Source organism: Arthrobacter sp. 01T428 (assembly GCF_056398685.1).
The window spans coordinates 130,283-156,446 of sequence record NZ_JBFTPW010000007.1 but is presented as its reverse complement, the minus strand read 5'-3'; the positions used below and the strand labels follow the sequence as shown (position 1 = coordinate 156,446).

Sequence of the window (26,164 nt, the reverse complement as noted above, 5' to 3'; positions counted from 1 at the left end):
TACTACAGAGGAATTCCATGCAGAACATCGACGTCAGCCAGCTGACGCTGCAGCAAAAAGCGTCCCTGTTGATCGGAGATACCTTTTGGTCAACCACTGCCATCAAGGACCATCACATTGGTGCCGTGACCATGGCGGACGGACCCCACGGCGTCCGCATGCAGAAGCATGGGACTGACCACCTCGGGCTATACCGCAGTCAGCCCGCAACGTGTTTTCCGCCTGCGGTAGGAATCGGATGCAGCTGGAGCGAGGACGTCGCCGCACGCGTCGGCGCCGCCTTGGCCAAAGAATCACAGGCCCATGGCGTGGACATCCTCCTCGGCCCGGGCGTGAATATCAAACGCTCACCTCTGGGAGGCAGGAACTTCGAGTACTACTCCGAGGACCCGCTGTTGTCCGGCGTACTTGGGAGCGCCTACGTCAAGGCTTTGCAGGAGCACGGTGTGGGAGCATCCGTGAAGCATTTGGCGGCCAATGACCAGGAGACCGAGCGCATGGTCATCAGCTCCGACGTCGACGAACGCACACTCCGCGAAGTGCACCTGTCAGCCTTCGAACGAGTCGTCACCGAAGCGCAACCGGCGACGGTCATGTGCTCATACAACAAGATCAACGGCGTCCACGCCTCAGAAAACCGCTGGCTTCTCACTGATGTACTGCGCGGCGAATGGGGATTCAACGGCGTTGTGGTGTCCGACTGGGGCGCGGTCCGCACACGGCCGGCAGCACTGAACGCCGGCTTGGATCTGGCAATGCCCGGACCAGGGCAGTACGCCACCGAAGCGCTCATCAAGGCCGTCCAAAACGGGAGCGTGAACGAGTCGGCGATCGATCTGGCAGTGGAACGGGTTCTGGACCTTGCCGCCTACAGCGAACCCCGCATCACCGGGACCGCCCCAACTGAGTTCGATTCCGCAGCGCACCATGAACTGGCACGTGAGCTCGCCACCGAGTGCGCTGTCCTGCTCAAAAACCAGGACGGCGTACTGCCCCTGAAACCAGGAACATCCCTTCTGGTTGTCGGAGAATTCGCCACCAACCCCAGGTACCAGGGCGGGGGCAGCTCACACGTCAACGCCACACTCATCGACATACCCCTGGAGGAACTCAAGGCGGGGGCCGCTGTCTCTGATGGCAGCGTCCACTACTCGCAGGGCTTCTCTCTCCAACCCGGCGAGAACGATGCTGAACTCCGTGCCCACGCCGTGGAGGCGGCCCGCACCGTGGACGTCGCTGTCATATTCGCGGGCAACCCCGAAGAGGAGGAATCCGAAGGGTTCGACCGGACGAGGCTGGAACTCGCCGCTGTGCAGGTCGAGCTCATCCGGGCGGTCGCGGCCGCCGCCCCCCGTACCGTCGTTGTCCTGGCGAACGGGGGTGTTGTCTCCCTTGAAGAATGGCATGACCAGGTGGACGGCATCCTGGAAGGTTTCCTCCTCGGCCAGGGCGGCGGTAGAGCGATCGCTGACCTGCTGTTCGGTGTGACGAGTCCCTCCGGACGCTTGGCCGAATCCATTCCTTTCCGGCTGCAGGACACGCCCACTTACCTGTCCTTCCCCGGCGAGCAGGGCCACGTCCGTTACACCGAAGGCGTCATGGTCGGCTACCGCTACTACGAAACGGTGCAGCGGCCCGTCCGGTACCCTTTCGGGCACGGGCTAAGTTACTCCACCTTCGAAACAACGGACCTCCGGGCCGAAGCGCGCGGCCATGACGAAATCGCTGTTACGGCGAATATCACCAACACCGGAAAGATCCCGGCAAAACACGTCATACAGATCTACCTTTCAACCGACGCCGGGCCGGTCCTGCGCCCGGAACGGATCCTCGCCGCCTTCACCAAAGTCCTCCTTCAACCGGGCGAAACCCGGGAGGTCCATTTCCTCCTGGACCGCAGGAACCTTCGGTACTGGGACGTTATCCTTGACCGCTGGGTTGTCGCCCCGGGCTGCTACACCGTGCAAGTATCCGACAATGCCTCACACGTCCTGCTGGAGCAGGACGTGGCACTTGACGGTGACGAACTGCCACGCCTCCTGTCGCTGCAATCCGACGTTGCGGAGTGGCTCGCACACCCCACGGCGGGGCCGGCACTGGCGAACGAACTCAACCCCATCATGGCGGCATCCGGCCAACAGCTGGACGACGACAGCGACGGCACCCGCATGGTGCTCTCCATGCCCATGAACCAGATCCTGAGCATCCTCGGCGGTGCCATTGACGGCGATTGGCTTGTCTCCCTGCTTGAGCAGCCCGCTGAGGCTACTTCCTCCCCCGCCTAGCCCACCGGCCTGAAACCCACGGAAAACACACCCATGACTGAGATTCCCACCCCGCACATGACACCACGCCCCATCGAAAGGACACCAATGACAACGTTTGGCCCGGATTTCCTCTGGGGTGCTTCGACGGCGCCGCACCAGATCGAGGGAAACAACATCAACAGTGACTGGTGGGCCCGGGAAGGGCTCTTCCCTGGTATGGAGCTCAGCGGTGACGCGAACGACAGCTATCACCGTTACCGGGAGGACATGACCCTCCTCGCCGAGGCTGGCTTGAACTCCTACCGGTTCGGAATCGAGTGGGCGCGCATCGAACCCCGGCCCGGAGTGTTCTCCCCTGCACTGCTGGCTCATTACCGTCACATGATTGACACCGCCCTGGAGCTGGGCATCAAACCGGTCATCACCCTCCACCACTTCAGCTCCCCGCGATGGTTCGCAGACGAAGGCGGATGGAGTGCCCCCGCTGCACCCGAACGCTTCTCACGCTACGTGGAGGCCGCTTCGTCCATTCTGGGCGACGTCGGACACGTCATCACCATCAACGAACCCAACATGCTCGCCATGATGCTCAATCTGGAAGCAGCAGCCAGCCGTGGTGAACTGGACTCGTGGCAGAGCCCCACTGTCGAAAACCAGGGTGAGACCGAATATAAGCAGCCTCCGCTGCCGGTTCCGGTGCCAGACGACGGGAAGTACGTCGTCGAAGCCCACCATCTGGCGCGCGAGGCACTGCGCCAGCGCACGGACGCCCAAGTTGGCTGGAGCGTGGCAAACCAGTCCTTCACTGCAGCACCGGGAGGAGAAGAACGCCTCCTGCAGATCCGGTGGAACTTTGAAGACCTTTACCTTGAGGCCGCGAAGGGTGATGACTTCGTCGGTGTTCAGTCCTACACCTCCCAGCAGGTAGACGCCAATGGTCTGGTGCCGCATCCGGCCCATCCGGACAACACCATGATCGGTACCGCATACCGGCCGGACGCGCTTGCTATGGCGGTAAGGCACGCCGCCCAAGTGGCAAACGTGCCCATCCTTGTCACCGAGAACGGTATCGCCACCCCGGATGACACACGGCGCATCGCCTATACCCGCGAGGCCCTGCAGCACCTGGCCGCGGCCATGGAAGATGGTGTCGACGTCCGCGGTTACCTGCACTGGTCACTGTTGGATAACTACGAATGGGGCCATTGGGAACCGAAATTCGGCCTCGTCGCCGTAGACCGGACCACCTTTGAACGTAAACCCAAAGAAAGCCTCGGATGGCTCGGAAACATCGCCCGCTCCGGCGGCGCGAGGCTCAGCGGGTCCTGACAGGCCCGGGGGAACGCCGCCATGGGCAGCCCGCCCTGAAGCCGAAGCTATGATAATTAGACCTCGAACAACGGAAGGCGGGCGGTCGTGATACCCACCAGCCAGGATGTCGCCAACCGTGCCGGGGTGGCTCGTTCCACGGTCAGCATGATCCTTAACGGGAAAAAAGCCTTTTCGCAGGAGACGCGGGACCGTGTTGCCAAAGCTGTGGCTGAGCTAGGCTACGAGCCATCGTCAGCAGGACGTACGCTGGCCCGCGGCGCCAGCGATATCGTGATCGCGCTGATTCCTGACACAACCTTCGGACGCAACCTTCAAGACATCTACGGTCTGCTCACGGATGAACTCGCTGCACGAGGCCTGACACTTGTCCTGCGTCTATCGAGCCGTACTGACGCTGATTTCGACAGGCTCATCGTCGGGCTGAAGCCACGTGCAGTCCTGACGCTGGCTGCCCTTTCCGAGGGACAGCGCGCGCTGCTTGAACGCCGGGGCGTCAAGCTGCTGGAGACCGACGAATCCGGCAGTCACGGCATCAACGCGCAAATCGGAAGACTGCAGGCGCGATACCTCATCGAACGCGGCTATCAACAGCTTGCGTACGCGCACCTGCGGGACGCGCGCAGCGACCCGTTCGGCGGCCCCCGCGAACGCACCTTCAGGGAAGAGTGTCTTAGGCAGGGCCTTGACGAACCCCACGTTCTGCATCTTGATATCACACCCGTGGACGCCCGAAAGGCGCTGGAAGAATTGGGACACCGAGGATTTGCCGTGGCCTGCTACAACGACGACGTCGCCACCGCACTTTTGCACGCTGCCCACGAGAAAAGCTGGAACATCCCCGAAGACATCGCTCTGATCGGAATGGACAACACCCCATTGTCGCAGCTGACCATCCCCCCGCTGACCACGATGGGATACGACCCCACTCAGGTCAGTCAGCTCTCGATGCAGTCGCTGCTTAACCGTTTGGATGAGCAGCAGGCGGACCAACCCATTCCCGAGCTTCACATCGACATCATCGAGCGGTCGACCGCCTAGGCCACCAGCCCAGGATCACTACCCCGGGCCGGATCTTCTCGTCCCGGCCCCGTCGGGTAAGAACGTGCCACCGGCCTATTGGGCCGCTAGGTATCCCTTTGGCGGGGCAGTTAATCGAGCCGCTCTCGTCATGCGTCACTCACGTACCGCCGCAGGCAACAAGCGGGCACGGAGTGGCAGTTACACCGAGAAAATGCCTCCTGCTGGCTCACCCCACGACTTGCCCACCAGCAGCCGGATGAGCCCTGCCCGGTATGCACACCTCTCCGCCCGTGAAAAAGGATCACCCCCGCCCAGGCCTGCGGAGTGTCTAGACAGCAACATCAACGGACAGTCAGGAAGATCATGGACATTAACCGTCAGCAAACAGAAACGCCGGGCATGCTGGAAGTACATGCCAAACACGCTACCGAAGTAGACGAGGCCCTTACGAAAGCAATCGACGTCGTCAAGATCGCCGCCACGGAACACAAAACAGGGATTCTTATATCGCGCATCGACGCTGGCGTATACATCGTGCGGGCACATCCGGCCGTCCCGTTCGGGCTGGTCCGCCAACAGCACGAACCTCTGGATGGCCGGCAGAGTGGTGCAGCGGATGATTGATGTAGAGGACGCAGTGCAGTCAACTGACCGAGGTTGAGGGAGCGTCCGTGGTCGGCGTTTGAGTGGAGCGGAGCCGACTCCGTCGTCGTTAGACCCCTGTGCAGGGGTCGTTCGTTCGCTCTTCAGCAGCTAGCAGTCCTGCCAGAGTCAGAAAGACGCTCGAGGTCCACGTGTACGCTCGATCGCGCAGACCGACGCCAGTGACCGCGTCAAAGTTTTCGGCCATTCCGGAGGCAGAGGCCATTGCGCACAATCTTTCGGCGAGATCCAGGGCTAGTTGTTCCTCCCCGCCATCGATGAGACCGTCAATGATCAATGCGGTACACGGCGCCCAGATCGGACCTCGCCAGTAGCCATCGGCGATGTAGGCCGGGCTATCCGTGGCTTCGGTTGCCAGACCATATTCCGTCCGGAACCGCCCCAGGTCACTGACAAGTGTGTTGAAGACCTCTGATGGTAAACGGGATCCGAGCACTACCGGTAGGAGGTGAAGGAGCGATGCGGACTCGATGACTGTTGAGTCGAGCTTGCGGGCGATGAATCGGCTACCGTCCCACATTTCCTTGAGCAGCGAATTGAGGAGAGAGGATGAAACGGTTGCCCATTTCTTGGCTTCGTCCGGACGCGACAGTCGCGAGGCAATCTCACTGAGCGCTTCTGTCTGCAGGACCAGGAAGGCCGCGAGATCAGGAGACTCTACAGGCACCGTTGTGGCGAAGATCGTGCTGTTGTCCCACCCGGAGTCATTCCCGTGGAAGTAGTGCGGCAAAATGCGTCCTGATGCGACTCGTTCCGTCAGCCACCATTGCGTCCACCGTTGGAGAGGATCATACGCACGAAGCAACCACTCGTAGTTGACCGCGCCCGCCCTGAATAGCGCCATCAGAGCCCATCCGTGAATTGGAGGCTTGGTGAAGGTGTAATCGATGACCTTGTCGTTGACGGAGTCCGGCAGCCGACCGCTTGTCGCTTGGGCGTCAAACGGCACGAAGAACTGGTCTTCAGCGAGCTCGGGAAGCTGTGCTAATGAGATTGCGTTGAAGCAGTTGTCCCAGCTCCAAACGTTGGTCATCGTTCCCTTCGACATGTACATCGCCGGCCGTTGCACTGCTCCGGAGGGCTCTACTATCGAGGACCACATGATGTAGCTGGCGAGCTGTTTCGCCGCCTGATGCTCCGGTTTTACCTCGGGCATAGCGGCGGCGAATACATCGAATGACGGTGGCGACCAGGGTTTCCGAGCGGTCGGCGTCGCATCATTCGTCTCCTCAATGAACACGACGCTGCCGGGCGCGAACTGGAGTGTAGCCATGGTGTGACGTTCTCCAGCCCACGTCGATTCCTCTATGCCTCTGCCCCTGAGAACGCAGATGGCAATCGTTACCTGTGAGGAGAATCTGAGGTAGCGCCATTCATCTTCGGCCACACGGACCAGCGTGTCGTAGTTGCTTGCCGCCTCCATGATGAGCTCGAAGCCAACGCCTGCGCCGGAAACACTGAGAACGCGGTGTGTGTTGAAGTCGACGCTGACGTGACCTGCCGCTGCGGGAAGCACAAGGTGGTCGATATCGAACGCTGCTTTGCCGTGAAGTCCGTCGCGAGGCGCGATGCGCAGAAGTGCACGCGTTGCAGCCCTGCCCCGGACCGTCCGCAGCTCCACCCATTTCCCGGCGTCTTCAGTGTTCACGGCTGATGTCACGGCGAAGTACGAGCCAGCCGTGGCGAACGGGAGGTGTTCGAGGTCAAAGGGATTCACAGAGTACTCAATTGCTAGGTCGGTTGAGGGGGTGGAGGAGCGCTGACTGGACACGGGTCAGACTCCAATGGTCCCGAAAATTGCTGACCCGGACTGAGTCGCGCGGATGACAGCACGGCCGTCCGGGTTTATGGAAACCTCAACGCCGTCGCCGCTCCAATAGCCTGAATCCACCGGAACTGCGGTCACGTGTTGGATCGATTGCCCGCGGGCCGGGAACAACGACACGACGCCACGACCAGTTTGCGGGAGAATCTTCTCCCGTATCTCTGCGGCTCCCGCACCCAGCCCGATGGTAACCATGCTGGCCCGGGCCGAGTCCATGGCGACTGCCCGGTACCGGTCAAGCGTTGAGCGGATTCCCTCTACGCCGTCCTCCGAGATGGTGAGCAGGTCCCCCCAGATTCCGTGGTGTCCGAGCATGATCGCTGCGAGGCTTTCCTGCTGGTGGCCGTGCGGGTCGTCCGGGAAATAATGGACCAGGGTCAGCACGGACGGGATCCATCGGTCGAAGGCATATGGTTCCCGGCATATCCAACCGCGTGAACGACCCGGGTGGAAGAACATATTGGTGTTCACCCCGTTCAAGTCCGCGGGCAGCTCGTAGTCCGAGTAGTACGGTCCGTTGTTGACGAGGAAGTACTTGCCAGCCGAAAGGAAGCTCAAGCCGAAAGATCGGTGATTCTCGGTCACGTCGAAATCGACAATTGAACCGGGCACCGCAGTCATCAACCGCTCTGCGATCTCCGTCATCCTCTCACTCATCATGAAAGCGAAACGGTCCGCTCGTTCGCTCGGGGTGTTGGTGTCGTCTCCGTGATGGTGTTCCGGGCTGTCGCAGCCGTACTGGCTCACCGCATCAAGTTTGAAGTATGTGATGCCGAGTTCGCGATTGATCCGGATGAGGTGACCCACGAATGTCTCGAACCAGTCACTAACTAAACACATGGGGGCGCTGGGCTCGGTCTCCCACACTGCTCGTGGCCGAAGGGGTTCTCCTTGCCACGTCTTCATGTCGCGGGGATGCGCGGCCAGAGCGCGGCTCGAGAATGCCGCCAACGTCGGATCGAACCAGATCCCGAGGCGGAGGCCAAGTTCGCCTGCTCGTTGCCTGACATTCAGCAGGGCGCCAGGGAAACGTTCCGGGTTCACCTCCCAGTCTCCGGTTGCGGTGTACCAGCCGGTGTCGATCACGTAAGTGTCGATTCCCATCCGAGCTGCCACTTCCATCTCGGCGAGCACGCGCTCCTCAGTCAGACCATCGATGTAGGTCCTGTCGTGCCAGTAGCGCTCACGCTCCTGGAAGTTCCATGTGTTGTAGAAGATCTGCGGTCGACGGGACTCCGCGTTTTCGGACTGGTACTTCAACAGAAACGTACGGAACGCTGCCGCCACGTCGTCCAGATTGCCTTCGACAGCGGCCGCTAGAAGCCAGGGGGTCCGGAATCCCTGGGCCGTGTCCAGCCGCTGACCGTTAAGGTAGGCACCCTTGACTGAGCCAATTCGAACGCCGCGGGCGCCATCGACCCAGAACCCGCAGAACAGATCCCCGCCAGAGGTTCCATGCTCGTAGGCCAGCAGCCAAGAAGCCCCGTCCTCAGCGCCTACCAGAATGGGGCCGATCAAAGGCGACAATGCCTTGGCAGCCGCAGAATCGATAGGGACCTCGTTGGGCATGAAAGAGTGGCCAAGCTCGACGAAATCGGAGATCCTCACTTCAGTGATGGCACTGGTGGGACGGAGCAACTCGACATATGAAATCCCTTCCTTGCCAGCACTCTTGGTGAGCCGCCGAGGCGTCGAACTGCGCAATTCGTAGCGGAAGCGCACCACGGGGCTTTCCGGTGCCACCCGCAGCAGCAGCGTGAGCTGCAGGCCGGGCTCGCCGTCGACCTCGCCCTCGAATATGAATTCCTCGGCTGCGCCGTTGTTCAGGGTACGGCGTTTGAGTCCGTGTCCGAACTCGCCAACGTTGCACGTTACAGCTCGTCCATCGATTTCAAAGACCGGCCCAGCGATACTGAGGCGCATCTGGGTGCTGTTGTTGGTCAGCTCCCAGAGCGGGCTGGTTTCGGTGTCAGAAGGCCCAGAGGCGAGGATCGACCACGACACGACGGAGGCGGATTTAACACTTGAATCGATGGTCACTGTTTGACAGCTCCAGACAGAAGACCAGCAACGAAATAGCGCTGCAGGAAGATGAACACAAGACATACGGGGATGATGGAGAAGGTTGTTGCCGTGATGAGGGTGCCGTAATCGGTCAGACTGACATCACGGAAGGACGCAAGTGCCACCGGCACCGTGTAAGCAGATTCTGCACGCAGGATCACCAAGGGCCAGACGAATTCGTTCCAGATCGCCAGGAAGAGGAAAATCGCCAGAGCGGCCATTGCCGGGAGGATCGTTGGGAGCACGATCTGGAACAGGATGCGGAACTCGCCCGCGCCATCGATGCGGCCGGCCTGGATCAATTCGTCAGGTACTGATTCCATGGCCTGCCGCATAAGGAATAGTCCAAACGGGTAGGCCAGTCCCGGGAGGATGAGGCCTTGATATGAGTTGAGCCATCCGAGTGTCACCATCGTCTGGAACAGGGGAACCAGAGTTACCTGGCTCGGGATGGCGAGGGTCGCAATAACCACGCCGAAAAGCAGCGTTCGGCCTCGGAACTGAAACTTCGCGAAGGCGTATCCGCCACAGAGGCAGATCAACGCACCAAGAATCACGAAGATGACCGAGACAGCAGCGGAGTTCGCGATTGCACGCCCGAATCCGAGGTCACCGAACAGGACCTGAATGTTTGTCCACAGCTGATCTCCCGGCAATAGATTTGGAGGATTGGCGAAGATTTCATCTGAGCTGTGCGTTGAGCCGATGACCAGCCAATAGAAGGGTGCCACCATCAAGATGAACCCTAGGAAGATGACTGCCGTGAGCAGTGCGCTCGAAGCTTTGGTGTGCCGGATGCGCGCGGAAGCACGCATTTTCTCTACTGAGGTGCTCAACTTTTCTTCTCCTGGATGAACCGGAACTGGACCAGGCTGACGATGACAACCATTCCGACAAGGACGAAGCCAATAGCTGAGGCATAGCCGAAATCAAAGAACTTGAAGGCGTTCTGGTAGAGGTACATGCCGATCGTCATGGTTGCGTTGTCGGGACCGCCGTTCGTCAGGATGTACGGTTCATCGAACAGCTGAAGTGTGCCGATGGTTGAGGTGACGACCGTCAAGAGGATTGCCGGGCGTAACCCCGGGATGGTTACGTTGAAGAACTGTTTGACTGTACCTGCGCCGTCCATGGAGGCCGCTTCGTAGAGGTCCCCGGAGATGCTCTGCCGCTGGGCAAGATAAATGACAGCGTTGATCCCGGTGTAGTGCCACGTCATCGCGATTCCGAGCGAAATTTTCGCCCAGAACGCGTCCTGAAGCCAAGGGATCGCCGGTAGACCAACCGACTGAAGCGCGACGTTCACGATGCCGTTGTCCGTGGCAAGCATCATGCTGAAGACAACACCATAAGAGACGAGACCCATGACGACCGGAAGGAAGTAACCGAGACGGAAGACCGCACGGAACTTCAGGAGGGTCGAATGGAGAGCCACTGCCAGCAGGAGCGCCAAAATGAGCATCACCGGTACTTGGATCACCAAGATGATTAAGGTATTGCCCAGAGCGTTGTAGAACAGGGGGTCGCTAAAAATGCGCTCGTAGTTCGCGAACCCAGCGAAGCCCTGCACTCCCCCACGGTTGGTCGTGAAACTTAGCCACGCAGCATAGCCGACGGGGTAGACCTTGAACGCGGCGAAAAGGATGATCACCGGAGAGAGCAGGACATATGGCACCCTGCCTGGAGTAAGCCAGGGCCGCCTGGAAGGGGGTACTCGCCGTGCCACCGGCGGCGATTCAACTTGTGGCGATTGGACGTGCGTATCGGTCATGACCGTGGTGCTCCCTCGGTGGCGCCTGGCTCCGCCACGCCTACCTGGTGGGGCGGGGCCAGACGCTCTATCGGATTTGGTGAAAAGCGGCTTCAGCCGGTGTTTCAGCTGGCGATCTTTCGGCCAGTTTGAGCGGCGAGGAGCTTGGCAGCCTCGTCGAGCGCGGCCTTCGGGTCTGCTCCGGAGAGCATCACTTTTGTCTGGGCATCTGTGTAGATTCTGATTGCGCGGGCGTAGTCGCTTGTGTAGTTCGACACGGCGAGGTCGGGCTGAGTGATCGAGTCGACGAAGACCTTGCTTGGAGAGTCGCCGACCCAGTAGCCGCTATTGTCAGTGAAGCCTGGAGTCTTATACATCGGTACGAAGCCGGGGGTGAAGGGCTGTGCGGTCTGCATCGCCTGCTGACCATCCAGTGTGCCCAGGGCAAAGTGAACAAATTTCCACGCCAGGTCCTTGTTGGCGCTGTTGCCTGCGATGGAAAGGTAGGTGGATCCCGCCAGCGCAGCTGTTGAGCCTCCTGCGTCTACCACCGGGCGCAGTGCGGTGGCCATTTTTCCTTTGAGCTGAGGTTGCTTGGCCTCGATGTAACCGGGCCACCATGACGCACTCGGGCTTATCGCCACCGACCCGTCTGCGAACCTAAGCCCATTGCTACTCGTAAAGGATGCAGAGTCCGCGAGGACTCCCTTGTCATTCATCTTCTTGAGCAGTGTCAGCGACTTGACCCCTTCCGGGCCATTTAGCGTGATGTCGCCGTCTTTGTTGAAGTAGAACGCGTTCTGCTGCTGCGTAAGGGTCTGCCAAAAGTCCGCTGCGTTCGTATTCGCTGCGGCCTTGTTAAGTTCGAAGAGACTCGCTCCGGTTTTGGCTTTCAGAGTGACACCGGCGTCGATGAGCTCGTCCCAAGTTTTGATGGATGCCATGTCGATGCCGGCGGCGTCCAAGAGGTCCTTGCGGTAAGCAAATCCGGCCGTGTTCACTTCAAACGGGATACCCCACACCTGCCCGTCCTTGCCCAGTCCTCCACCCCAGGCGCTAGGTACGAAATCGCCAGCGAGATCCTTGGCCCCCAAGGAGCCCATGTCAACGAAACCGTTCGGGAACTTGTCGGTGTAGCCGGGCAGTTGGTCGATAGCGGTGTTCATGATGTCCGGGAGTCCTTGGCCCCCAGCAGCGAGGCCGGTAGTGATTTTGTCCCAGATGGCAGGGTTTCCTACATCGACAATGTCGACTTTGGTTCCCGGGTTGGCTTTCTCAAAAGCGTCCGCGGCCGGTTTGAGAAGCGCACCCGCCGTCGTCCATGTCCAGACGCTGAGAGTCTTGCCGTCGCCGGATGATGACCCGCCCGAGCTGCAACCCGCGAGTGCCGTTGCGGCGAGGGCGCCGATGCTGAACACGGCAGCAAGCCGTCTGGTGAAGGGTTTTAGCTTCATTGGTAGTTCCTCTTTCATGTGATGCGGGTCCGGTACAACGTTGGGCTCGATCAGGGTGCGCCATTACAGCTGCTGAACGCGTCGTTCTGAGCCTGCCGCGAATACAGCCAGGCATCGTCGACCGGGACACGGAGTGTGACCGGGCACGGAGAATGACCAGGATAAGGAGGGGATAACCGGGTACGGAGGGTCGACCGGGATACGGAGGTTGACCGGGATACGGAGGACTTAGGAGAGATCGTACCCACAAATTAATGACGTTACAATTCTTTTTTGAGAAATTTTTTACGTTACAATAAATCCAGCACCCACCGTGGGTGCGTAGTGGCCACGACACCCCTCGCTGCGTTTTCCCCGTCCATACTGCCGCTCGTCGCCGAGCCAGCCCCCGGGGACACCGCGTGAGTCAGGTCGGGCTCAACCGGTTCGCTGATTGTGCCCGGCTTGAGGCTGAATGCTCGCGAACTCGAATCCGAGCCGGGGTTAAGTGCGTCTCTATAAGCAGGGCTGGCGCCAATCGCGTTCCACTACGAGCTGGCAGGCAGGGAGGGCAAAATGGCAGCCGACTACAACGAACCGGGGGGCGCCCCGCGTCATACCAACATGAACGATGTAGCCTCACACGCGGGCGTTTCAGTGATGACGGTCTCAAATGTCATCAATCGCCCGGATATCGTCTCCGAGAAGACCAAAGCAAAGGTCCTCGCGTCGATGAGAGAGCTCCGTTACAGGAAAAGCACTGCCGCCACGAGCCTGCGCCTGTCCAAGCCGACTCAGATCGGATACGCGCTTCCCTCCACCCAGCGCAGCGGTGACGGGTATATGGATGACTTCCTATACTCGCTCGCGGCCGCGTGCCAGGCAAAGGGCATGCATCTGACCCTCATCGCCGCAGCAGACCCTGAGGATTGGCTCAGTGCATGCGATGCGCTCTACTTCGGAGGCTCAGCCGCAGGCATCATCATGGGCAGCATCGCCCCCCATGATCCCCGCCCTGCGCAGCTGGTATCGCGTTCCATTCCCTTCGCCGGGTACGGCCAGACCTTGGAAGGAAAATCGGCGCCTTGGAGTTGGGTGGAGATCGACGAAGCACACGGAATTGAGCTGGCAGTCGAGCACGTCGTTGAACGCGGTCACCGGCAGCTCGCCTTCATCGGCCTCGGGGTCGATGCCGTGTGGAGCGCGGCGCGACTCGAGGGATACGTCGCGGCGTGCAGGAAGCACGGACTTCAGCGCTCAGTCATCGCGGACCGCGTTTCCCTCGCCACCGATGAGATCGCTGCAGGGGAAGAAATAGCCATGCAGCTTCTCCAGTCGGAGTCGCCGCCGGACGCCATCATCTGCGCGTCGGATTACCTTGCAGTTGGAGCGATCTTCGCGGTGCGGGCACTCGGTCTCGTTCCAGGTGTTGACGTGGCCGTGACCGGGTTCGATGATACATCCTTGACGTCATTGGGCGCCATCGGCATCACGTCAGTACGTCAGCCGTCGACTCGCATCGCCCAGGAACTCGTGAAAATGATCATCGATCCCCCTGATCAAGCGCGCCATCTGCTCCTCGAACCCGGGCTGACGATTCGATCGAGTACGACAGGCAAAGCCCCCACGGCCAGTTTTCGAACACGTATTGGACCAGCTGACCCACTCCCTGACTGAGTCACCGACCTGTTCCGCATGGGCAGCCATGCGGAAATAGCTATCGCAGCGCTCGAAGCCGGTCAATTTCCGGCCCGGTGCAGGAATGGCAGTCGTCGTCGCCGCCGTTGCTCTCCGGCCGTAGGAGGCGGTCGGCTGTGGTTTGGCCAGTTCTCATCGGGGTTCTTCATGTTGCGCGTTCCGCTTGGTGAGGTTCTTGGAAATGTACTGACTGAGTAGTGAGGAATTCTTCGATGCCGTGGGCTCCTCGTTCCCGGCCAAACCCTGACATCCGGAAACCTCCAAATGGGGCATCCGGGTGGGTGGCCGCCCCATTCACTGAAACGCTTCCGGTCCTGATCTTTGTGGCCACCAAGCCAGCTTCTTCCGGACTTGGCCCCCAGACAGCCCCACTTAGGCCATACGGTGAGTTGTTGGCGATGAAGATGCCTTCCTCCACGTCGGCGTATGGGACGACGGCCAGCACTGGACCGAAGACTTCCTCTTGGGCCAGTTCGTCATTGGCGCCGGTGAGAAAAGCTTGAGCCGGGACGTAATAGCCTTCCGGATCCCCTGAAACAGGGCCGGAGGCCAAAACTTCAGCTCCGGATGCACGGGCTGCGGTGGTGAGGTTGAGGACCTTGTCGCGCTGTGCGGCCGTGGCAACCGGGCCCAGGACAGTGGCAGTATCCTGGGGGCTGCCGACGGCAAAAACAGGCACCTGTGATTTCAGAGCCGAGGAGACTTGTTCCAGCGTCTCGGAGGGGACCAGGAGACGCGTGAGGGCTGCGCATGTTTGCCCGGAATTCTGGAAGCTCTTCTCGAGTGTTTTGCCCACGGCATGCGGAAGGTCGGCACCGGGAAGAATGAGGCTTGCCGATTTTCCTCCGAGCTCCAAAGAGACCTGTTTGATGAGCCCACCGGCGACGCTGGCGATCCGCCCGCCGGCCCTGGTGGATCCGGTGAAGGACACGAAGTCGATTGCAGGGTGGCTGATCACTGCCTCACCAGTAGTGGGGCCATCTCCGAAGACAACATTGAAAACTCCCCGGGGCAGGCCCGCGTCGGCAGCAACATCTGCCAGGATCGCCGCGTTGCTCGGCGCCACCTCGCTGGGCTTGAGCACGATCGTGCAGCCGGCCACGAGGGCCGCTGCAACCTTGGATGCAATCTGGTACAGCGGGTAGTTCCACGGGGTGATGCACGCTACGACCCCAACAGGAACTTTGTGGACTTGGGTGGAGTCCAACCGTTCAGGAACCAGGACGCCGGGGCCGAGCCGGGCAGCACTGCGGAAGCTGTGAACGGCCGGACGCACCTGCATGCGCACGCACTTGTGTCGTGGCGTTCCCACTTCAGCGGTGATGCCATCGGCCAGTTCCTCGGCCCTTGCCTCCAGGCCATCGGCAATCCGGGCGACAATCGCAGCCCGCTCCCCTACTGATGTGGTACTCCAAGACGGAAAGGCCTCAAGAGAGGCCAGACTGGCACGGTCAACGTCCGCATGGCTGGCTGCGGCCACCTCTCCGATGAGCTGGCCGTTGGCCGGGTTGTACACACCCAGAACATTCGAGCCAGTAGCCGGCCGCCAGTGGTTGCCGACGAAGATCCCCTTCAACACTGCGGTTTCAGCCATTGTCCTCTTCCCCTACCGTGTATAGAATCATATAGGAAAGTCTATAGGAGAACTTAGGATTGGTAAATATGCAGACCACCGCAAATGAAAACGGAGCCGGCCCCAGGATCCGGGCAGCGATCGATGGGCTTCCCCCCTACAGCGCGGGAAGGAGCGTTCGTGATGCCGCTGGGGAAGGCGCCGTGCTGGAGCTCCTCGGGTTGGCCGCCAATGAAGGCCCCTACGGCCCGTTCCCGTCCGCGGCGAAGGCCGCACTGGAGCAGGTAGGAAAGGCAAACCTGTACCCAGAGTCCGGATTCCGCACCCTGCGCGGAGAATTGGCCCGGATGCTAAACGTCGACATCGCTGAGGTCGCCGTTGGAGCCGGCGGCATCGGACTGATCCACCACTTGTCCGTTGCCCTCCTCGATGAGGGGACTAACATTGTGGTTTCAACCCCCACCTTCCACGCCTACGCCCTCGACGCGCGGAAACAGGGAGCAACGACGCTGAGCACGCCCGTGCGCGAAGACGGCAGCTACGACCTCGCAGCTATGCTGGGCCTGATCACTGAAGACACCCGCATCGTTTACGTCTGCAACCCCAACAACCCCACCGGCGGCATCGTAGGCCGCGAAGAGCTGATTCGCTTCATCGATAACGTCCCCAAGTACGTCACCATTGTGGTGGACGAGGCCTACTTCGAATACGCCCAGTCCCCTGAATACACCAACACGATTGCTGAACCCGCATTCAACCGCCGCAACCTCGTCACTCTCCGGACGTTCTCCAAGGCCTACGGTTTAGCCGGGCTGCGCGTGGCCTACCTCGTGGGTTCCCCCGAACTCATCGCCGCTGTCCAGAAGGTGCAAAGCAACTACGAAGTTTCCAACGTCGCCCAGGCTGCAGCCCTGGCCAGCCTGAACGAGGAAGCCGAACTCACCCGCCGCGTCGGGTTGAACAAGGACGGCCGTGACGCCCTCACCACCGGCCTGCGCGAGCTCGAATTTGAGCCCCTGGAGTCACATGCGAACTTCGTCTACGTCAAAGTCGGCGACGCCAAGGCCTTCACCAAGGCCCTGGAAGGCGAGGGAATCATTGTTCGCCCCGGTAACGCCATGGGGGATCCCGAAAGTGTCAGGATCACCGTTGGAACCCCGGAACAGGTGAAGGCAACCATCGCCGCCATGGGCCGCGTTGTCCTCAACACCGCCCAGCAGAGGGCATAAGAGCGGAGATTTTGCGAGTGGATCCCGTCGCAACTGGGCCCAATCGCATAGGATTAGCTATACGGCCCTTTTGGTTGCCGTGAGCTGCCCCTGACCGTCGCGGGAAAGGGCATTGCCAATGCCTGAGTTTTTGTAGTTACCGCTCCAAGGGGGAGACATGACAGTTACAACACCAGCCGCTGCTACCCAGTCCAAAGTTGATTTTGCCCATGAAATCCTTCGCAACCGCATAGTCGGCTCACAGTACGCTGCGGGCCAGCGTCTGATCATTGACAATCTTGTCAAGGACATCGGAGTCAGCCAGGCTCCGATCCGCGAGGCGTTGCGCCGGCTCGAGGCTGAAGGTTTGGTCGAGTACGGGGCGAACTCGGGTCCTTCCATCGTGCAGCTGGACAAGACGCATTGGTTCAACCTGATGGAGATGAAGGCCGTCATGGAGGCCTACGCGACCCGGGCGGCGGCGCCGCTGCTCACCGCCGAAGAGATTGCGGCACTGCGGGAGACCAACGGCCTCCTCATGGGCGCATTGGATGAGTTCGATTTTGAATCCTGGACCAGCCTGAACCGGCGCTTCCACGAGATGATCCATAACCGTTGCCCCAACGCCCTGCTGATCCAGGAACTGCAGCGGCTGTCCCAGTGGACAGACACGGTCAGCAGCCTTGTGTTCGCGCGCGAACGGGGCATCATCATTCAGACCCTCGGGCTTTCTGCGGGTAAAGAAACCATTGGCTTCCACACCCGGATTCTTGATGCCATCGAGAACGGAGAGGCCAACTCCAACCTTGAAGAGATCAGCCGCGAGCACACGTTGGTTTTGGTCCGCCGCGTGCAGGAAAAATTGAGTTCCCGGCCTGCAGCCTAAATGCCGGTTGCACGCCCGGTAAATCAAAGAGAAAAGAGAGGTGGTACCGGCCGCAGAGCCAGTACCACCTCTCTTCTGTTGCCATCTTTACGTCCTGAACCAAGTTGCAGTGCGCTGCGTGAGTTCGGTCGAGGACAGCGATGCCACCAAGTGCAGTGATTCGGTGACTTCCTGCTCGGTGGCCCATATCCGGTTCGAGCTGACACCCAGTGAGTAGACCGAACCAGTGACCTTCATCAACGCGTCAGGACGGATCAGCAGGACATGCCGGTGGCGGAGGACATGCCGCATGAGACCGGCGTACAGTTCCGGGTCGTACCCGGTTGAGGTAGCTCCGGAGATCCCCAACTCTCCGGCAGGAGCCCGAAGCGAGTTGGTCAGTTCATCCAAGAGGTCAGGAGTGGCATTGTTGCTCTCGTAGGAGCCTTCGCTGGACTCCATGTCCTCAGCCCGCTGGCGTTTGAGAGTGAGCTGCAGTTCCTTGGTAGGAGCAACCACGACAAAAAGTGTCTCTGGCCCGGCCAGGGGCCGTTCTGCCTCATCGCCAATGATGTGGGACAGCTCAGAGAACCTGCCCCCGATATGAGGAGCTTCCATGATCAGCATTTCTTCGCGGCCGGGGTGCTCTGCGAACCACTTTCCCACGGCCGTTCGAACCCAGGTGCCCATGGCGAGCCTGATCCCCGCATGGGTAATCCCGTCAACTTCGGGATAGAGCGCCGACGCCGTGGAATGGGAATCCCAGGACTCCCGTGAGACATCCCATTGCAGGACGGTACTGGTTCGTCCGGTCGATTCCACGGCTGCTGCGAGTTCACGCACCAGCAGGCTTTTCCCGGTCCCGGGCAGCCCGACGATGACGACGCAGCGTAGCTCGTCCAGCTTGCCCCAAAGTTCTTCCAGGTATGGCGCCGGCGGCCTTTTCAGCGTCTGGCTCACCGGAACTGATCCACACTGATCATGTTTCCAACCACAACCTCAACTACCGTGGGCTTGCCGGACCGGAAGGCGTCTTCAAGTACCGGCCCCAGTTGCTGCGGGGACGTCGCCCGGCCATAGGAGGCACCAAACGAGGTGACGAACTGTTCAAAGTTCGGGTTGACCAGGTCCGTGGCGATAACCTTGCCGCCGTAGAGATCCCGCTGCATTTGTTGGACGTTGCCGTATTGGGAGTTGTTGAACAGGACCGTTACGAGGCCAATGTTGTGCTGGGCTGCGGTCGCCAGTTCCGTAGCAGCGAACATGAATCCGCCGTCTCCGGTAACGGAAAGCACCCGCGTGTCCGGCTTTGCGACCTTCGCACCAAGCGCTGTCGGGAACCCGTATCCAAGGGTGCCCATGTACCCGGTGGAGATGAAGGTGCGGGGTTTGTGGACAGGGAGCAGGATGCGGCTTGCGAAACCAATTTGAGTCAGTTCGTCAACGAAGATCCCGTCCACGCCCAGGGCTTCGCGGACCACTGCGAGGTAGGCTGTCTGCTGGTCCAGGACCGCGCTGCGTTCCTTCCATTCCTTGTGCACCAGTGTCATTTGTTCGGTGATGTCGGCGTTCTGGACACCGCGTTTTTCCAGACCCTCGATCAGGGCAGGCAGGTGCGATTCGAGGCGTCCAGTGATGGCCGCGTCGGGTTGGCCGTAGCGTCCGTGGACCGTCTGATCGACGTCGATGCGGATAAGTTTACGGTTGCCACGTCCCCAACCCTGCAGGGCAGACCGGGCACTGCCGCCCAGAGCGATGACGACGTCGGTTTCGGCCCACAGCGGCTTGGCTTCGGGCAGGAAGCAGCTCAGTGGGTGGCGGCTGTCAACAATGCCTCGTCCGGTGCGGTAACCGACCACGGGCGCCTGAAGGATTTCGGCGAGCCTGGTGACTTCGGCAGAGACATCCTGGGCGCCGTTGGCGACGAAGATCATGGGGTTCTTTGCGCTGGCCAGGATGCTCAGAGCCTTTTCGATGCCCTCTTCGTCGATGATGTCTTCGGCCATGTCGGCCACCGGAACGTGGTCCGGGACAGGAGCGCGCTGTTCCAGAACGTCCATGGGAACTTCCAAGGCAGCGGGGCGGGGCCGTCCTGTGTTGAGGGCGCGGATGGCGTCGGCGATTTTGCTGCCAGCTTCGGCAGGGTGGGTGACACGGTCGTAATGCTTGGTAAGTGAGCGCAGCAGTCCAGGTTGATCCGGGACTTCGTGAAGGGTTCCCAGCTCGCGGCCGATTAGCTTCTGGGGAATCTGGCCGGTAAGGAATAGCATTTTGGCGTTCAGGCCGTAGGCGGTGGCCAGGGCAGCTCCTGCATTCAATACGCCAGGGCCCGGAACGACGTTGCACACACTGGGCTTTCCGGTAGCCATGGTGTGCCCCAGTGCCATGTAGGCGGCGCCTTGCTCGTGCCTGGTGTGGATGAGGCGGATGTCATCTCCGGCGTCGTAGAAGGCGTTGTACAACCAGTCGTTCTGGACGCCGGGCAGTCCGAAGACAGTGGTCAGACCGTTGGCCTTGAGACTGTTGACGACGGCTTCGCCGCCGGTGTTGTAAGTGGTCATGGAATTAGTTCTCTCCTGGTTGTGAAAGTGGTATGCGTAGGAAGTCGCTGCCGACCCAGGTCCTGCCGGTGAATTCGATAGCCGCCTCAGCGAGGATTTCGTCGTCGGACGCCGGGCCGAAGGTGCCTACCGGGCTAAGCAGAAGCTCCCTGGTCCCAGCCTCGGCGGCAACACGGGCGGCTCCCCCGGGGTCGCTGTGGACGCTGCGCATGCGGGGAAGCACAAGAGCAGCCCGTTCAGCGCCTAGATAGTCAGTGGCGTTGGTCAGGTAGGTCGTCTCATGGATCAAAAGGTCCGCGCCCCGTGCCAGGGAGGTGATCGCTTCGCTGGGTCGTGTGTCCCCGGAGAAGCACACACTCAGGCCGCCCTGGTCGATCCGGTAGCCGAAGGCGTGTTCAACCGGTGGGTGATCCACCAATGCCGCGGTGATTGTGGTGGAGCCGTCGTTGATGGCCTCAGGGCCGGTTATTTCCTGCACACGGACGAATTCGCGCAGGTGGGGGCGGCCTTCATCGTTCATGCGCGACCGTATATCGAAGTCGAAGGCCTGGTAATGCAGCTCGAACAGACGTGCCAAGGGCGGTGGACCGATGACGTGGACAGGGGCGCTCAGTTGCGACCATGCCAGGTGCAGCAGCATGGCCACGTCCGCGACGTGGTCGATGTGGTGGTGCGAAATCAGGATCCTGCGGAGTCGGCCCAGGTTCAACCCGGCACTAACGAACTGGCTGACTGTCCCGTTGCCGCAGTCGACGAGGGTGATGTCCTGCTCAATCACCAGTGCATGGGAAACGGGACGCCGACCGGGTTTAGGGGTCGGACCGCCGGCTGAGCCGAGCACGACAACTTCGTTGACATGCGGCGTCAGTGCCGAGTCCTTTGATTCGCTCATGCGTGGCGCTCTCCTTTGAGGGATCACTGTGAATGCACGGGAACGCGCGCCGGGCTCACCGATGCGTGGATGAGGTTCCTCTTATAGGTCTCCGGCAGCTTCAAGATCGCGATCATCCCGATAGCCCCGATCACGATCAGGTAGAACGCGGGCATGAGTTTCAGGCCGGTGGAAGCTACAAGGAACGCTGCCATATATGGGGCGGTGCCGCCGAACAGGGCGTACGCGACGTTGTAGCCCAGTGACGCACCGGAGTAGCGGACCTCGGTCGGGAAGAGTTCGGTTTGGGCCACGACCACGGCTACGGAAATGGCTGTTCCCGGAACAATGGCCATGATCTGCCCGACGATGGCCCCGCCGAGGCTGCCGGATCCGATGAGCAGGAAGGCCGGGACGGCCAGAACCATGAGTCCAATGGTGCCGCCGATGAGGAGGGGCTTACGACCGATCCGGTCGCTGAGCAGGGCGTAGAAGGGAATCAACGCCGCCGCCAGCAACAAAGTCACCGATGTGGACAGCAGAGCCGCGCTGGAACTCAGACCGATCGTGGAGATGAGGTAAGTGGAGGCGTACGTCTTGGCCACGTAGGAGGCGACAGCTTCGACCATGACGATACAGATCAGGAGCAGCAGTGCTTTCTTGTGGTGACCGAGCAGCTGCCTGATCGGCACGGGCCGGTGTTCGGACTCCTCCTTGGCTACGGCTGCCTGGAACGCAGGGGTTTCTTCGACTTTGAATCGGAGATAGAGCCCGATGCCGGCCAGCGGGAGCGACAGCAGGAAAGGAATCCGCCAACCCCAGGCGATCAATGCCTCTTCACCAAGGACGGCCGTCAGGCCCGCTACAAGGGACGCCGCACAGACAAACGCAACGATTCCCACTGCCTGGATGCTGGAAGTCCACAGCGCACGCCGGCCTTCGGGAGCTGACTCGGCAAGGAACGCTGCTGCACCGGATGTCTCACCACCGGCGGAGAGTCCTTGAAGAAGACGAAGGGAGATCAGCAGAACGGGCGCGAGGACGCCAATGGCCTCGTAGGTAGGCAGCAGGCCGATGGCTGTTGTGGCGCCGCCCATAAGCAAGATCGTGGTGGAAAGGACGGCCCGACGGCCGAGTTTGTCTCCGAGATTGCCGAAGATCACAGCACCCACGGGGCGGGCCAGGAAGGCTACGCCAAATACCGCCAATGCCGACAGGATCGAGGTTGCCGGATCTGCGCTTGGGAAGAACAGTTTTCCCAGCACCGTCGCCAGGTATCCGTAAACGCCGAATTCGAACCATTCAACGGCGTGACCGAAGCATGCGGCGAGAACAATCCTCGGTTTAGGCCGGGGTAGGTTGTTGGTTTGGGTGGCCACGTGTGGCCTCCTTTCTGTGGTGCAACCCGGGTCAGGAGGGTTTAACCTGCGGGGCTATTGAGTGTTTGTGGTCGCTGGCCTGGGAGTTGGTTCGGGGTCGGCCCAGGTGTTCGGCAAGCGTGAAGGCCGCGGTGAGGGCCGGGCCCAGGGAGGCTCCTGATCCTGCGTATCCCGGGCCCATTAATGCCGCTGCGTTCTCACCGACGGCGAAGAGTCCTTCGACCGGTATGCCGTCGTGGTCCAGGACTCGTGAGACGTGGTCCGTGGCAAGGCCGCCTTTGGTTCCGTTGGCACCAAGGACGACCGGGACAGCGAAGAATGGCGGCTGCGCCACACGGCCAAGGCAGGGGTTGGGCTTGTGTGTTTCGTCGCCGTTGAACCGGTCGTGGGGGCTGTTCCCCCGGCCGAACTGGATATCGGTGCCGGTTGCAGCCATCTGGTTGGTTTGGGTGACGGTTTGAATCAACGACGTTGCGTCGATACCGGCGCGGTCGGCAAGGGATTCAAGGTCCTCTTCCTGGATAAATTCGTTTGGAAGGCTCGCCGTGGGGGCCACTCCGGCAACCGTTCGGGTGCTGCGGAAGTCGGCGTCGAAGATCAGCCACGCCGGTTGGTTAGGGAACCGGTGGCTGGCTGGATCAAACGCAAAGAACGCTTTGCCGAGGTCGTTGTAGGAACTTGCTTCATTGACGAACCTCTCCCCTGCCGCGTTGACGAGGATGGATCCCGGGTAGGCGAGTTCCCGGACGACGTTACGATGCAAGGGCGCATTGTCTATGGATTCGCCGCCGATGGATATCGCAGCGGTCCACCACGCTTCGCTCATCCCCCGCAGAGACCCGCCAAGGGAGGTGCCCATCTTCAGGCCATCCCCCAACGATCCAGGTGCCGCGGTGGGGACGATGTCAACAGGGGGCAGGAAGGCAGAGCGAAGGTTTGCGTTGCTGGCAAAACCGCCGGCGGCCAGTACTACTGTTCCTGCACTGACCTGGCCCTTTTCAGTGTCCAGAACAAACTGTTCGGGTGCCCTTGTGATGGCCGTGACCCGCGAATTGATCTGCAGATCGACACCGCGCCGCAGTGCCGCCTTCACCAGACCCGCAACAAGCCCGGAACCCTGTGTGCGAACGTCGGCAGCGGAGCGCTCACGAAGAACTGACTCTTGGACCCCGGTACGTCCTTCAGGGCCGGTAATGGGTCCCCTTATCGGCGATGTCCGGGTGCGATCACGCCATGGACCAAGTTCCTCCGTGGAGACCGGCGACGGCTCGAGCGAACGACCGGAGGCGGCGCCCGTCCAGTCGGGGTGATAGTCCGGACGGTCAATATTGACCACCGGCATGTCCAGTTCGTTCTCAAGGTAGTCAATAAAGCGCGGCCCGTTGGCAACAAAAGACTGCAGGGACGCTTCCGAGGTGGTTCCGAGCGTGATACGCCGCAAGTACTGCAGGGCATCGTCAGCGGAGTCTTTCACGCCGGCACGAGTCAGAGCCGGAGAAGCTGGAATCCACATCTGACCACCAGAGAGCGCTGTTGTCCCACCAAGAAGATTCGTCGACTCCAGGACGGCGACGGACAAACCGCGGTCGGCCGCGGCGCACGCGGCAACGAGAGCAGCGCCGCCGGAACCAACCACTGCCACGTCGTAAAAGAATCTGCTCATGGCCTGCGTCCCCCCACTTTCGTTGCTTCTCGGGATTGTCTGCTGAATGGTGCTTGTTGCGGGTTTCATCGGCGGTGGTTCTTCCCTCCCGGGTTGCTTAGGGCAAACGGACTGTTCTCTGCGCCGCCTACCGTGACGCGTATCATGCTATTGGAAATCCTATAGGAGATCCTTCAATAGTGAAATCGTTTCACGGAAGATGTCCAGGACGGCGGGGCCCCACGATTCCATCTGAACCGTAGGCTGGTGGACTCAGCCGAGTCGCGGACCCTAACACCAAAAGGACCCGTCGGCCCTACAGCACCAGAATCTTCGAGAGGAAATCCCTGGCACGTTGCGTTGTGGAGTTCTCAAAAAACTCTTCAACGGGCAGGTCTTCGAGGATCCTGCCCTGGTCCATGAAAACCACCCGGTCCGCGGCCCTTTTGGCGAAGCCCATCTCGTGGGTGACACACAGCATGGTCATGCCCTCCTTGGCCAGACCAGTCATGACTGAGAGCACTTCGTTGACCATTTCAGGGTCCAGCGCGGATGTCGGCTCGTCGAAGAGCATGATCTCAGGGTCCATCGCCAGGGTGCGCGCAATAGCCACCCGCTGCTGTTGCCCACCAGAGAGGTTTTGCGGGTATTTGTCCCCGTGCGCTTCCAACCCGACACGGGCCAGCAGTTGTTTCGACCGTTCCATGGCTTTGGCCTTGCTTCGGCGAAGAACCTTGACCTGGGGCAATGCGACATTCTGCAGGGCCGTGAGATGTGGGAAGAGTTCGAAGTGTTGAAAGACCATGCCGACGTTGAAGTGGAGTTTCCGGGGCACTTTTTTGCCCGGCTCCAGCTTGAACCCGGCGATGTCAATTCGTCCCGCGTTGATCGGTTCGAGTCCGTTGAGGGTCTTGATGAAAGTGCTCTTGCCGGAGCCGGACGGGCCGCAAATAATGACGACTTCCCCCTTCTCCACCTGCAGGGAACAATCTTTGAGAACCTCCACAGCCCCGTAGGACTTGGAGACGCCCTGAGCAGTGATCATGTGATGCGTCCTTTGCTTGCGTAACTGCCGTGGGCTCGACTTGGGGCGAAGCCGGCCGGCGTGTCAGTGGTGAAGTGCACGGAGGAACTCGATGAACCGTGGGTGCGTGGGGTTGTCGATGGTCTCTTTGGCTGGCCCATCCTCGGCAATTTGACCGCTTTCCATGAAAATGACGCGGCTGCCGACCTCCCGCGCGAAGGCAAGTTCGTGGGTGACGACCACCATGGTCATCCCCTCGGATGCGAGCTGCTTCATTTCCTCAAGTATGTCGACCCGCAACTCAGGGTCCAGAGCGGAGGTCGCTTCGTCAAAGAGCATGACGTCAGGCTGCATAGCAAGCGCACGGGCAATGGCAACGCGTTGCTTCTGACCTCCGGAGAGGGAACTGGGGAAGAAGTCTCTCTTCTGTTCCATGCCGACTTTGCGCAGCCCGGCAAGGGCAAGTTTCTCAGCTTCGACACGATCAATGTTCTTAGCCCTGAGCGGACCTATCATGGCGTTCTCAAGCACTGTCTTGTGGGGAAAGAGATTGAAACTCTGGAAAACCATACCCATGGACATCCGCCACTGTGCCATCGCCTGCATTTCTGCCCGGCGACCCCTGAAATCGAAGAAGTCGATCTCACTGTTGGTCCAGGTCTTGCCCTTGAAGGTGATGGATCCCGTGTCTGGGGGCGCAATGAGGTTCATGGACCGCAGCAGTGTGCTCTTGCCGCAGCCGCTGGGGCCGACAAGGACCACTACTTCGCCGGTGTAGACGTCCAGATTAATGCCTTTGAGTACATTGACCTCTTTGGCGGTGCCGGCGTTGTAGGTCTTGGACACTTTGCGAAGTGCAAGAATCGGTACGCGCTGTTCAGTTTCGTCGCGCTGGGGGTCCGCGTCAGGGAGATCTTCAATGTCTCCAACGGCTATATCCTCGTGCGTCATGAGTTCTTCGCCGTTTTCGACTAGCGGATCGTTCATGG

General features: G+C 60.5%; 20 protein-coding genes. 7 read left to right on the top strand and 13 right to left on the bottom strand.

Translation table 11 applies throughout. The features are described from left to right. Positions 1-17: 17 nt before the first annotated feature. The 4 genes from AC1DJB_RS10535 to AC1DJB_RS10520 all read left to right on the top strand — a co-directional run bounded on the left by AC1DJB_RS10535 (position 18) and on the right by AC1DJB_RS10520 (position 5,243). Entirely contained in the window at positions 18-2,285 is a 2,268-nt protein-coding gene (locus AC1DJB_RS10535; RefSeq protein WP_476900898.1) for a glycoside hydrolase family 3 C-terminal domain-containing protein, read from the top strand. Positions 2,286-2,372: 87 nt separating this feature from the next. Beyond that, a complete protein-coding gene (locus AC1DJB_RS10530) occupies positions 2,373-3,596 on the top strand; it encodes a glycoside hydrolase family 1 protein (RefSeq protein WP_441437337.1) in 1,224 nt (407 codons plus the stop codon). Positions 3,597-3,683: 87 nt separating this feature from the next. Next, a complete protein-coding gene (locus tag AC1DJB_RS10525) occupies positions 3,684-4,637 on the top strand; it encodes a LacI family DNA-binding transcriptional regulator (RefSeq protein WP_476910226.1) in 954 nt (317 codons plus the stop codon). A gap of 345 nt (positions 4,638-4,982) precedes the next feature. Beyond that, complete coding sequence (locus AC1DJB_RS10520; RefSeq protein ID WP_476910225.1) at positions 4,983-5,243, top strand: hypothetical protein; 261 nt, start codon at positions 4,983-4,985, stop codon at positions 5,241-5,243. 88 nt (positions 5,244-5,331) lie between these two features. Here the strand turns inward: AC1DJB_RS10520 and AC1DJB_RS10515 are convergent, their stop codons facing one another. From AC1DJB_RS10515 to AC1DJB_RS10495, 5 genes are all read right to left on the bottom strand, one after another. After that, the gene (locus tag AC1DJB_RS10515; protein WP_476910224.1) at positions 5,332-6,999 is read right to left on the bottom strand and encodes an amylo-alpha-1,6-glucosidase; all 1,668 of its coding nucleotides are present in this window, start codon (positions 6,997-6,999) and stop codon (positions 5,332-5,334) included. 57 nt (positions 7,000-7,056) lie between these two features. Next, positions 7,057-9,147: an alpha-galactosidase gene (locus tag AC1DJB_RS10510; protein WP_476910223.1), complete on the bottom strand. Its 2,091-nt coding sequence runs from the start codon at positions 9,145-9,147 to the stop codon at positions 7,057-7,059. Next, positions 9,144-10,007: a carbohydrate ABC transporter permease gene (locus AC1DJB_RS10505; RefSeq protein ID WP_476910222.1), complete on the bottom strand. Its 864-nt coding sequence runs from the start codon at positions 10,005-10,007 to the stop codon at positions 9,144-9,146. The genes AC1DJB_RS10510 and AC1DJB_RS10505 overlap by 4 nt, the downstream gene beginning before the upstream one ends. Then, a complete protein-coding gene (locus AC1DJB_RS10500; RefSeq protein ID WP_476910221.1) occupies positions 10,004-10,942 on the bottom strand; it encodes a carbohydrate ABC transporter permease in 939 nt (312 codons plus the stop codon). The genes AC1DJB_RS10505 and AC1DJB_RS10500 overlap by 4 nt, the downstream gene beginning before the upstream one ends. A gap of 104 nt (positions 10,943-11,046) precedes the next feature. After that, the gene (locus tag AC1DJB_RS10495) at positions 11,047-12,375 is read right to left on the bottom strand and encodes an ABC transporter substrate-binding protein (protein ID WP_476910220.1); all 1,329 of its coding nucleotides are present in this window, start codon (positions 12,373-12,375) and stop codon (positions 11,047-11,049) included. A 555-nt stretch (positions 12,376-12,930) separates the two neighbouring features. Between AC1DJB_RS10495 and AC1DJB_RS10490 the strand changes: the two genes are divergently transcribed. Next, complete coding sequence (locus AC1DJB_RS10490) at positions 12,931-14,031, top strand: LacI family DNA-binding transcriptional regulator (RefSeq protein ID WP_476910219.1); 1,101 nt, start codon at positions 12,931-12,933, stop codon at positions 14,029-14,031. Between the two features lie 166 nt (positions 14,032-14,197). Here the strand turns inward: AC1DJB_RS10490 and AC1DJB_RS10485 are convergent, their stop codons facing one another. Next, positions 14,198-15,646, bottom strand: a complete 1,449-nt coding sequence (locus tag AC1DJB_RS10485; RefSeq protein ID WP_476910218.1) for an aldehyde dehydrogenase family protein — start codon at positions 15,644-15,646, stop codon at positions 14,198-14,200. Between the two features lie 68 nt (positions 15,647-15,714). On the opposite strand from AC1DJB_RS10485, the gene hisC reads away from it, so the two are divergent. Together hisC and AC1DJB_RS10475 are read left to right on the top strand one after the other, a co-directional pair. Then, positions 15,715-16,854 (top strand): histidinol-phosphate transaminase, encoded by a 1,140-nt coding sequence (gene hisC, locus AC1DJB_RS10480; protein WP_476910217.1) that lies wholly within the window; start codon positions 15,715-15,717, stop codon positions 16,852-16,854. Positions 16,855-17,011: 157 nt separating this feature from the next. Next, a complete protein-coding gene (locus AC1DJB_RS10475; RefSeq protein ID WP_441437348.1) occupies positions 17,012-17,719 on the top strand; it encodes a GntR family transcriptional regulator in 708 nt (235 codons plus the stop codon). Positions 17,720-17,806: 87 nt separating this feature from the next. Here AC1DJB_RS10475 and AC1DJB_RS10470 read toward each other — a convergent pair whose 3' ends face one another. From AC1DJB_RS10470 to AC1DJB_RS10440, 7 genes are all read right to left on the bottom strand, one after another. Next, positions 17,807-18,658 carry a hypothetical protein gene (locus AC1DJB_RS10470; protein ID WP_476910216.1) on the bottom strand — a complete coding sequence of 284 codons (852 nt, stop codon included), beginning with the start codon at positions 18,656-18,658 and terminating at the stop codon, positions 17,807-17,809. Then, entirely contained in the window at positions 18,655-20,259 is a 1,605-nt protein-coding gene (locus tag AC1DJB_RS10465) for a thiamine pyrophosphate-dependent enzyme (RefSeq protein WP_476910215.1), read from the bottom strand. The genes AC1DJB_RS10470 and AC1DJB_RS10465 overlap by 4 nt, the downstream gene beginning before the upstream one ends. Before the next feature lie 4 nt (positions 20,260-20,263). Continuing rightward, positions 20,264-21,151 (bottom strand): MBL fold metallo-hydrolase, encoded by an 888-nt coding sequence (locus tag AC1DJB_RS10460; RefSeq protein WP_476910214.1) that lies wholly within the window; start codon positions 21,149-21,151, stop codon positions 20,264-20,266. A gap of 23 nt (positions 21,152-21,174) precedes the next feature. Then, complete coding sequence (locus tag AC1DJB_RS10455; protein ID WP_476910213.1) at positions 21,175-22,509, bottom strand: MFS transporter; 1,335 nt, start codon at positions 22,507-22,509, stop codon at positions 21,175-21,177. A 31-nt stretch (positions 22,510-22,540) separates the two neighbouring features. Next, positions 22,541-24,172 (bottom strand): FAD-dependent oxidoreductase, encoded by a 1,632-nt coding sequence (locus tag AC1DJB_RS10450; protein ID WP_476910212.1) that lies wholly within the window; start codon positions 24,170-24,172, stop codon positions 22,541-22,543. A 295-nt stretch (positions 24,173-24,467) separates the two neighbouring features. Further along, the gene (locus tag AC1DJB_RS10445; RefSeq protein ID WP_476910211.1) at positions 24,468-25,196 is read right to left on the bottom strand and encodes an amino acid ABC transporter ATP-binding protein; all 729 of its coding nucleotides are present in this window, start codon (positions 25,194-25,196) and stop codon (positions 24,468-24,470) included. Between the two features lie 63 nt (positions 25,197-25,259). Further along, complete coding sequence (locus AC1DJB_RS10440) at positions 25,260-26,162, bottom strand: amino acid ABC transporter ATP-binding protein (protein WP_476910210.1); 903 nt, start codon at positions 26,160-26,162, stop codon at positions 25,260-25,262. Between the last annotated feature and the right edge of the window lie 2 nt (positions 26,163-26,164).

Excerpts from the sequence above, each read along its gene's own strand:
- AC1DJB_RS10535 (WP_476900898.1), top strand. The coding sequence starts at position 18 with ATGCAGAACATCGACGTCAGCCAGCTGACGCTGCAGCAAAAAGCGTCC.
- AC1DJB_RS10530 (WP_441437337.1), top strand. The coding sequence starts at position 2,373 with ATGACAACGTTTGGCCCGGATTTCCTCTGGGGTGCTTCGACGGCGCCG.
- AC1DJB_RS10520 (WP_476910225.1), top strand. The coding sequence starts at position 4,983 with ATGGACATTAACCGTCAGCAAACAGAAACGCCGGGCATGCTGGAAGTA.
- AC1DJB_RS10500 (WP_476910221.1), bottom strand. The coding sequence starts at position 10,942 with ATGACCGATACGCACGTCCAATCGCCACAAGTTGAATCGCCGCCGGTG.
- AC1DJB_RS10495 (WP_476910220.1), bottom strand. The coding sequence starts at position 12,375 with ATGAAGCTAAAACCCTTCACCAGACGGCTTGCTGCCGTGTTCAGCATC.
- AC1DJB_RS10490 (WP_476910219.1), top strand. The coding sequence starts at position 12,931 with ATGGCAGCCGACTACAACGAACCGGGGGGCGCCCCGCGTCATACCAAC.
- AC1DJB_RS10485 (WP_476910218.1), bottom strand. The coding sequence starts at position 15,646 with ATGGCTGAAACCGCAGTGTTGAAGGGGATCTTCGTCGGCAACCACTGG.
- hisC (WP_476910217.1), top strand. The coding sequence starts at position 15,715 with ATGCAGACCACCGCAAATGAAAACGGAGCCGGCCCCAGGATCCGGGCA.
- AC1DJB_RS10475 (WP_441437348.1), top strand. The coding sequence starts at position 17,012 with ATGACAGTTACAACACCAGCCGCTGCTACCCAGTCCAAAGTTGATTTT.
- AC1DJB_RS10465 (WP_476910215.1), bottom strand. The coding sequence starts at position 20,259 with ATGACCACTTACAACACCGGCGGCGAAGCCGTCGTCAACAGTCTCAAG.
- AC1DJB_RS10460 (WP_476910214.1), bottom strand. The coding sequence starts at position 21,151 with ATGAGCGAATCAAAGGACTCGGCACTGACGCCGCATGTCAACGAAGTT.
- AC1DJB_RS10450 (WP_476910212.1), bottom strand. The coding sequence starts at position 24,172 with ATGAGCAGATTCTTTTACGACGTGGCAGTGGTTGGTTCCGGCGGCGCT.
- AC1DJB_RS10445 (WP_476910211.1), bottom strand. The coding sequence starts at position 25,196 with ATGATCACTGCTCAGGGCGTCTCCAAGTCCTACGGGGCTGTGGAGGTT.
- AC1DJB_RS10440 (WP_476910210.1), bottom strand. The coding sequence starts at position 26,162 with ATGAACGATCCGCTAGTCGAAAACGGCGAAGAACTCATGACGCACGAG.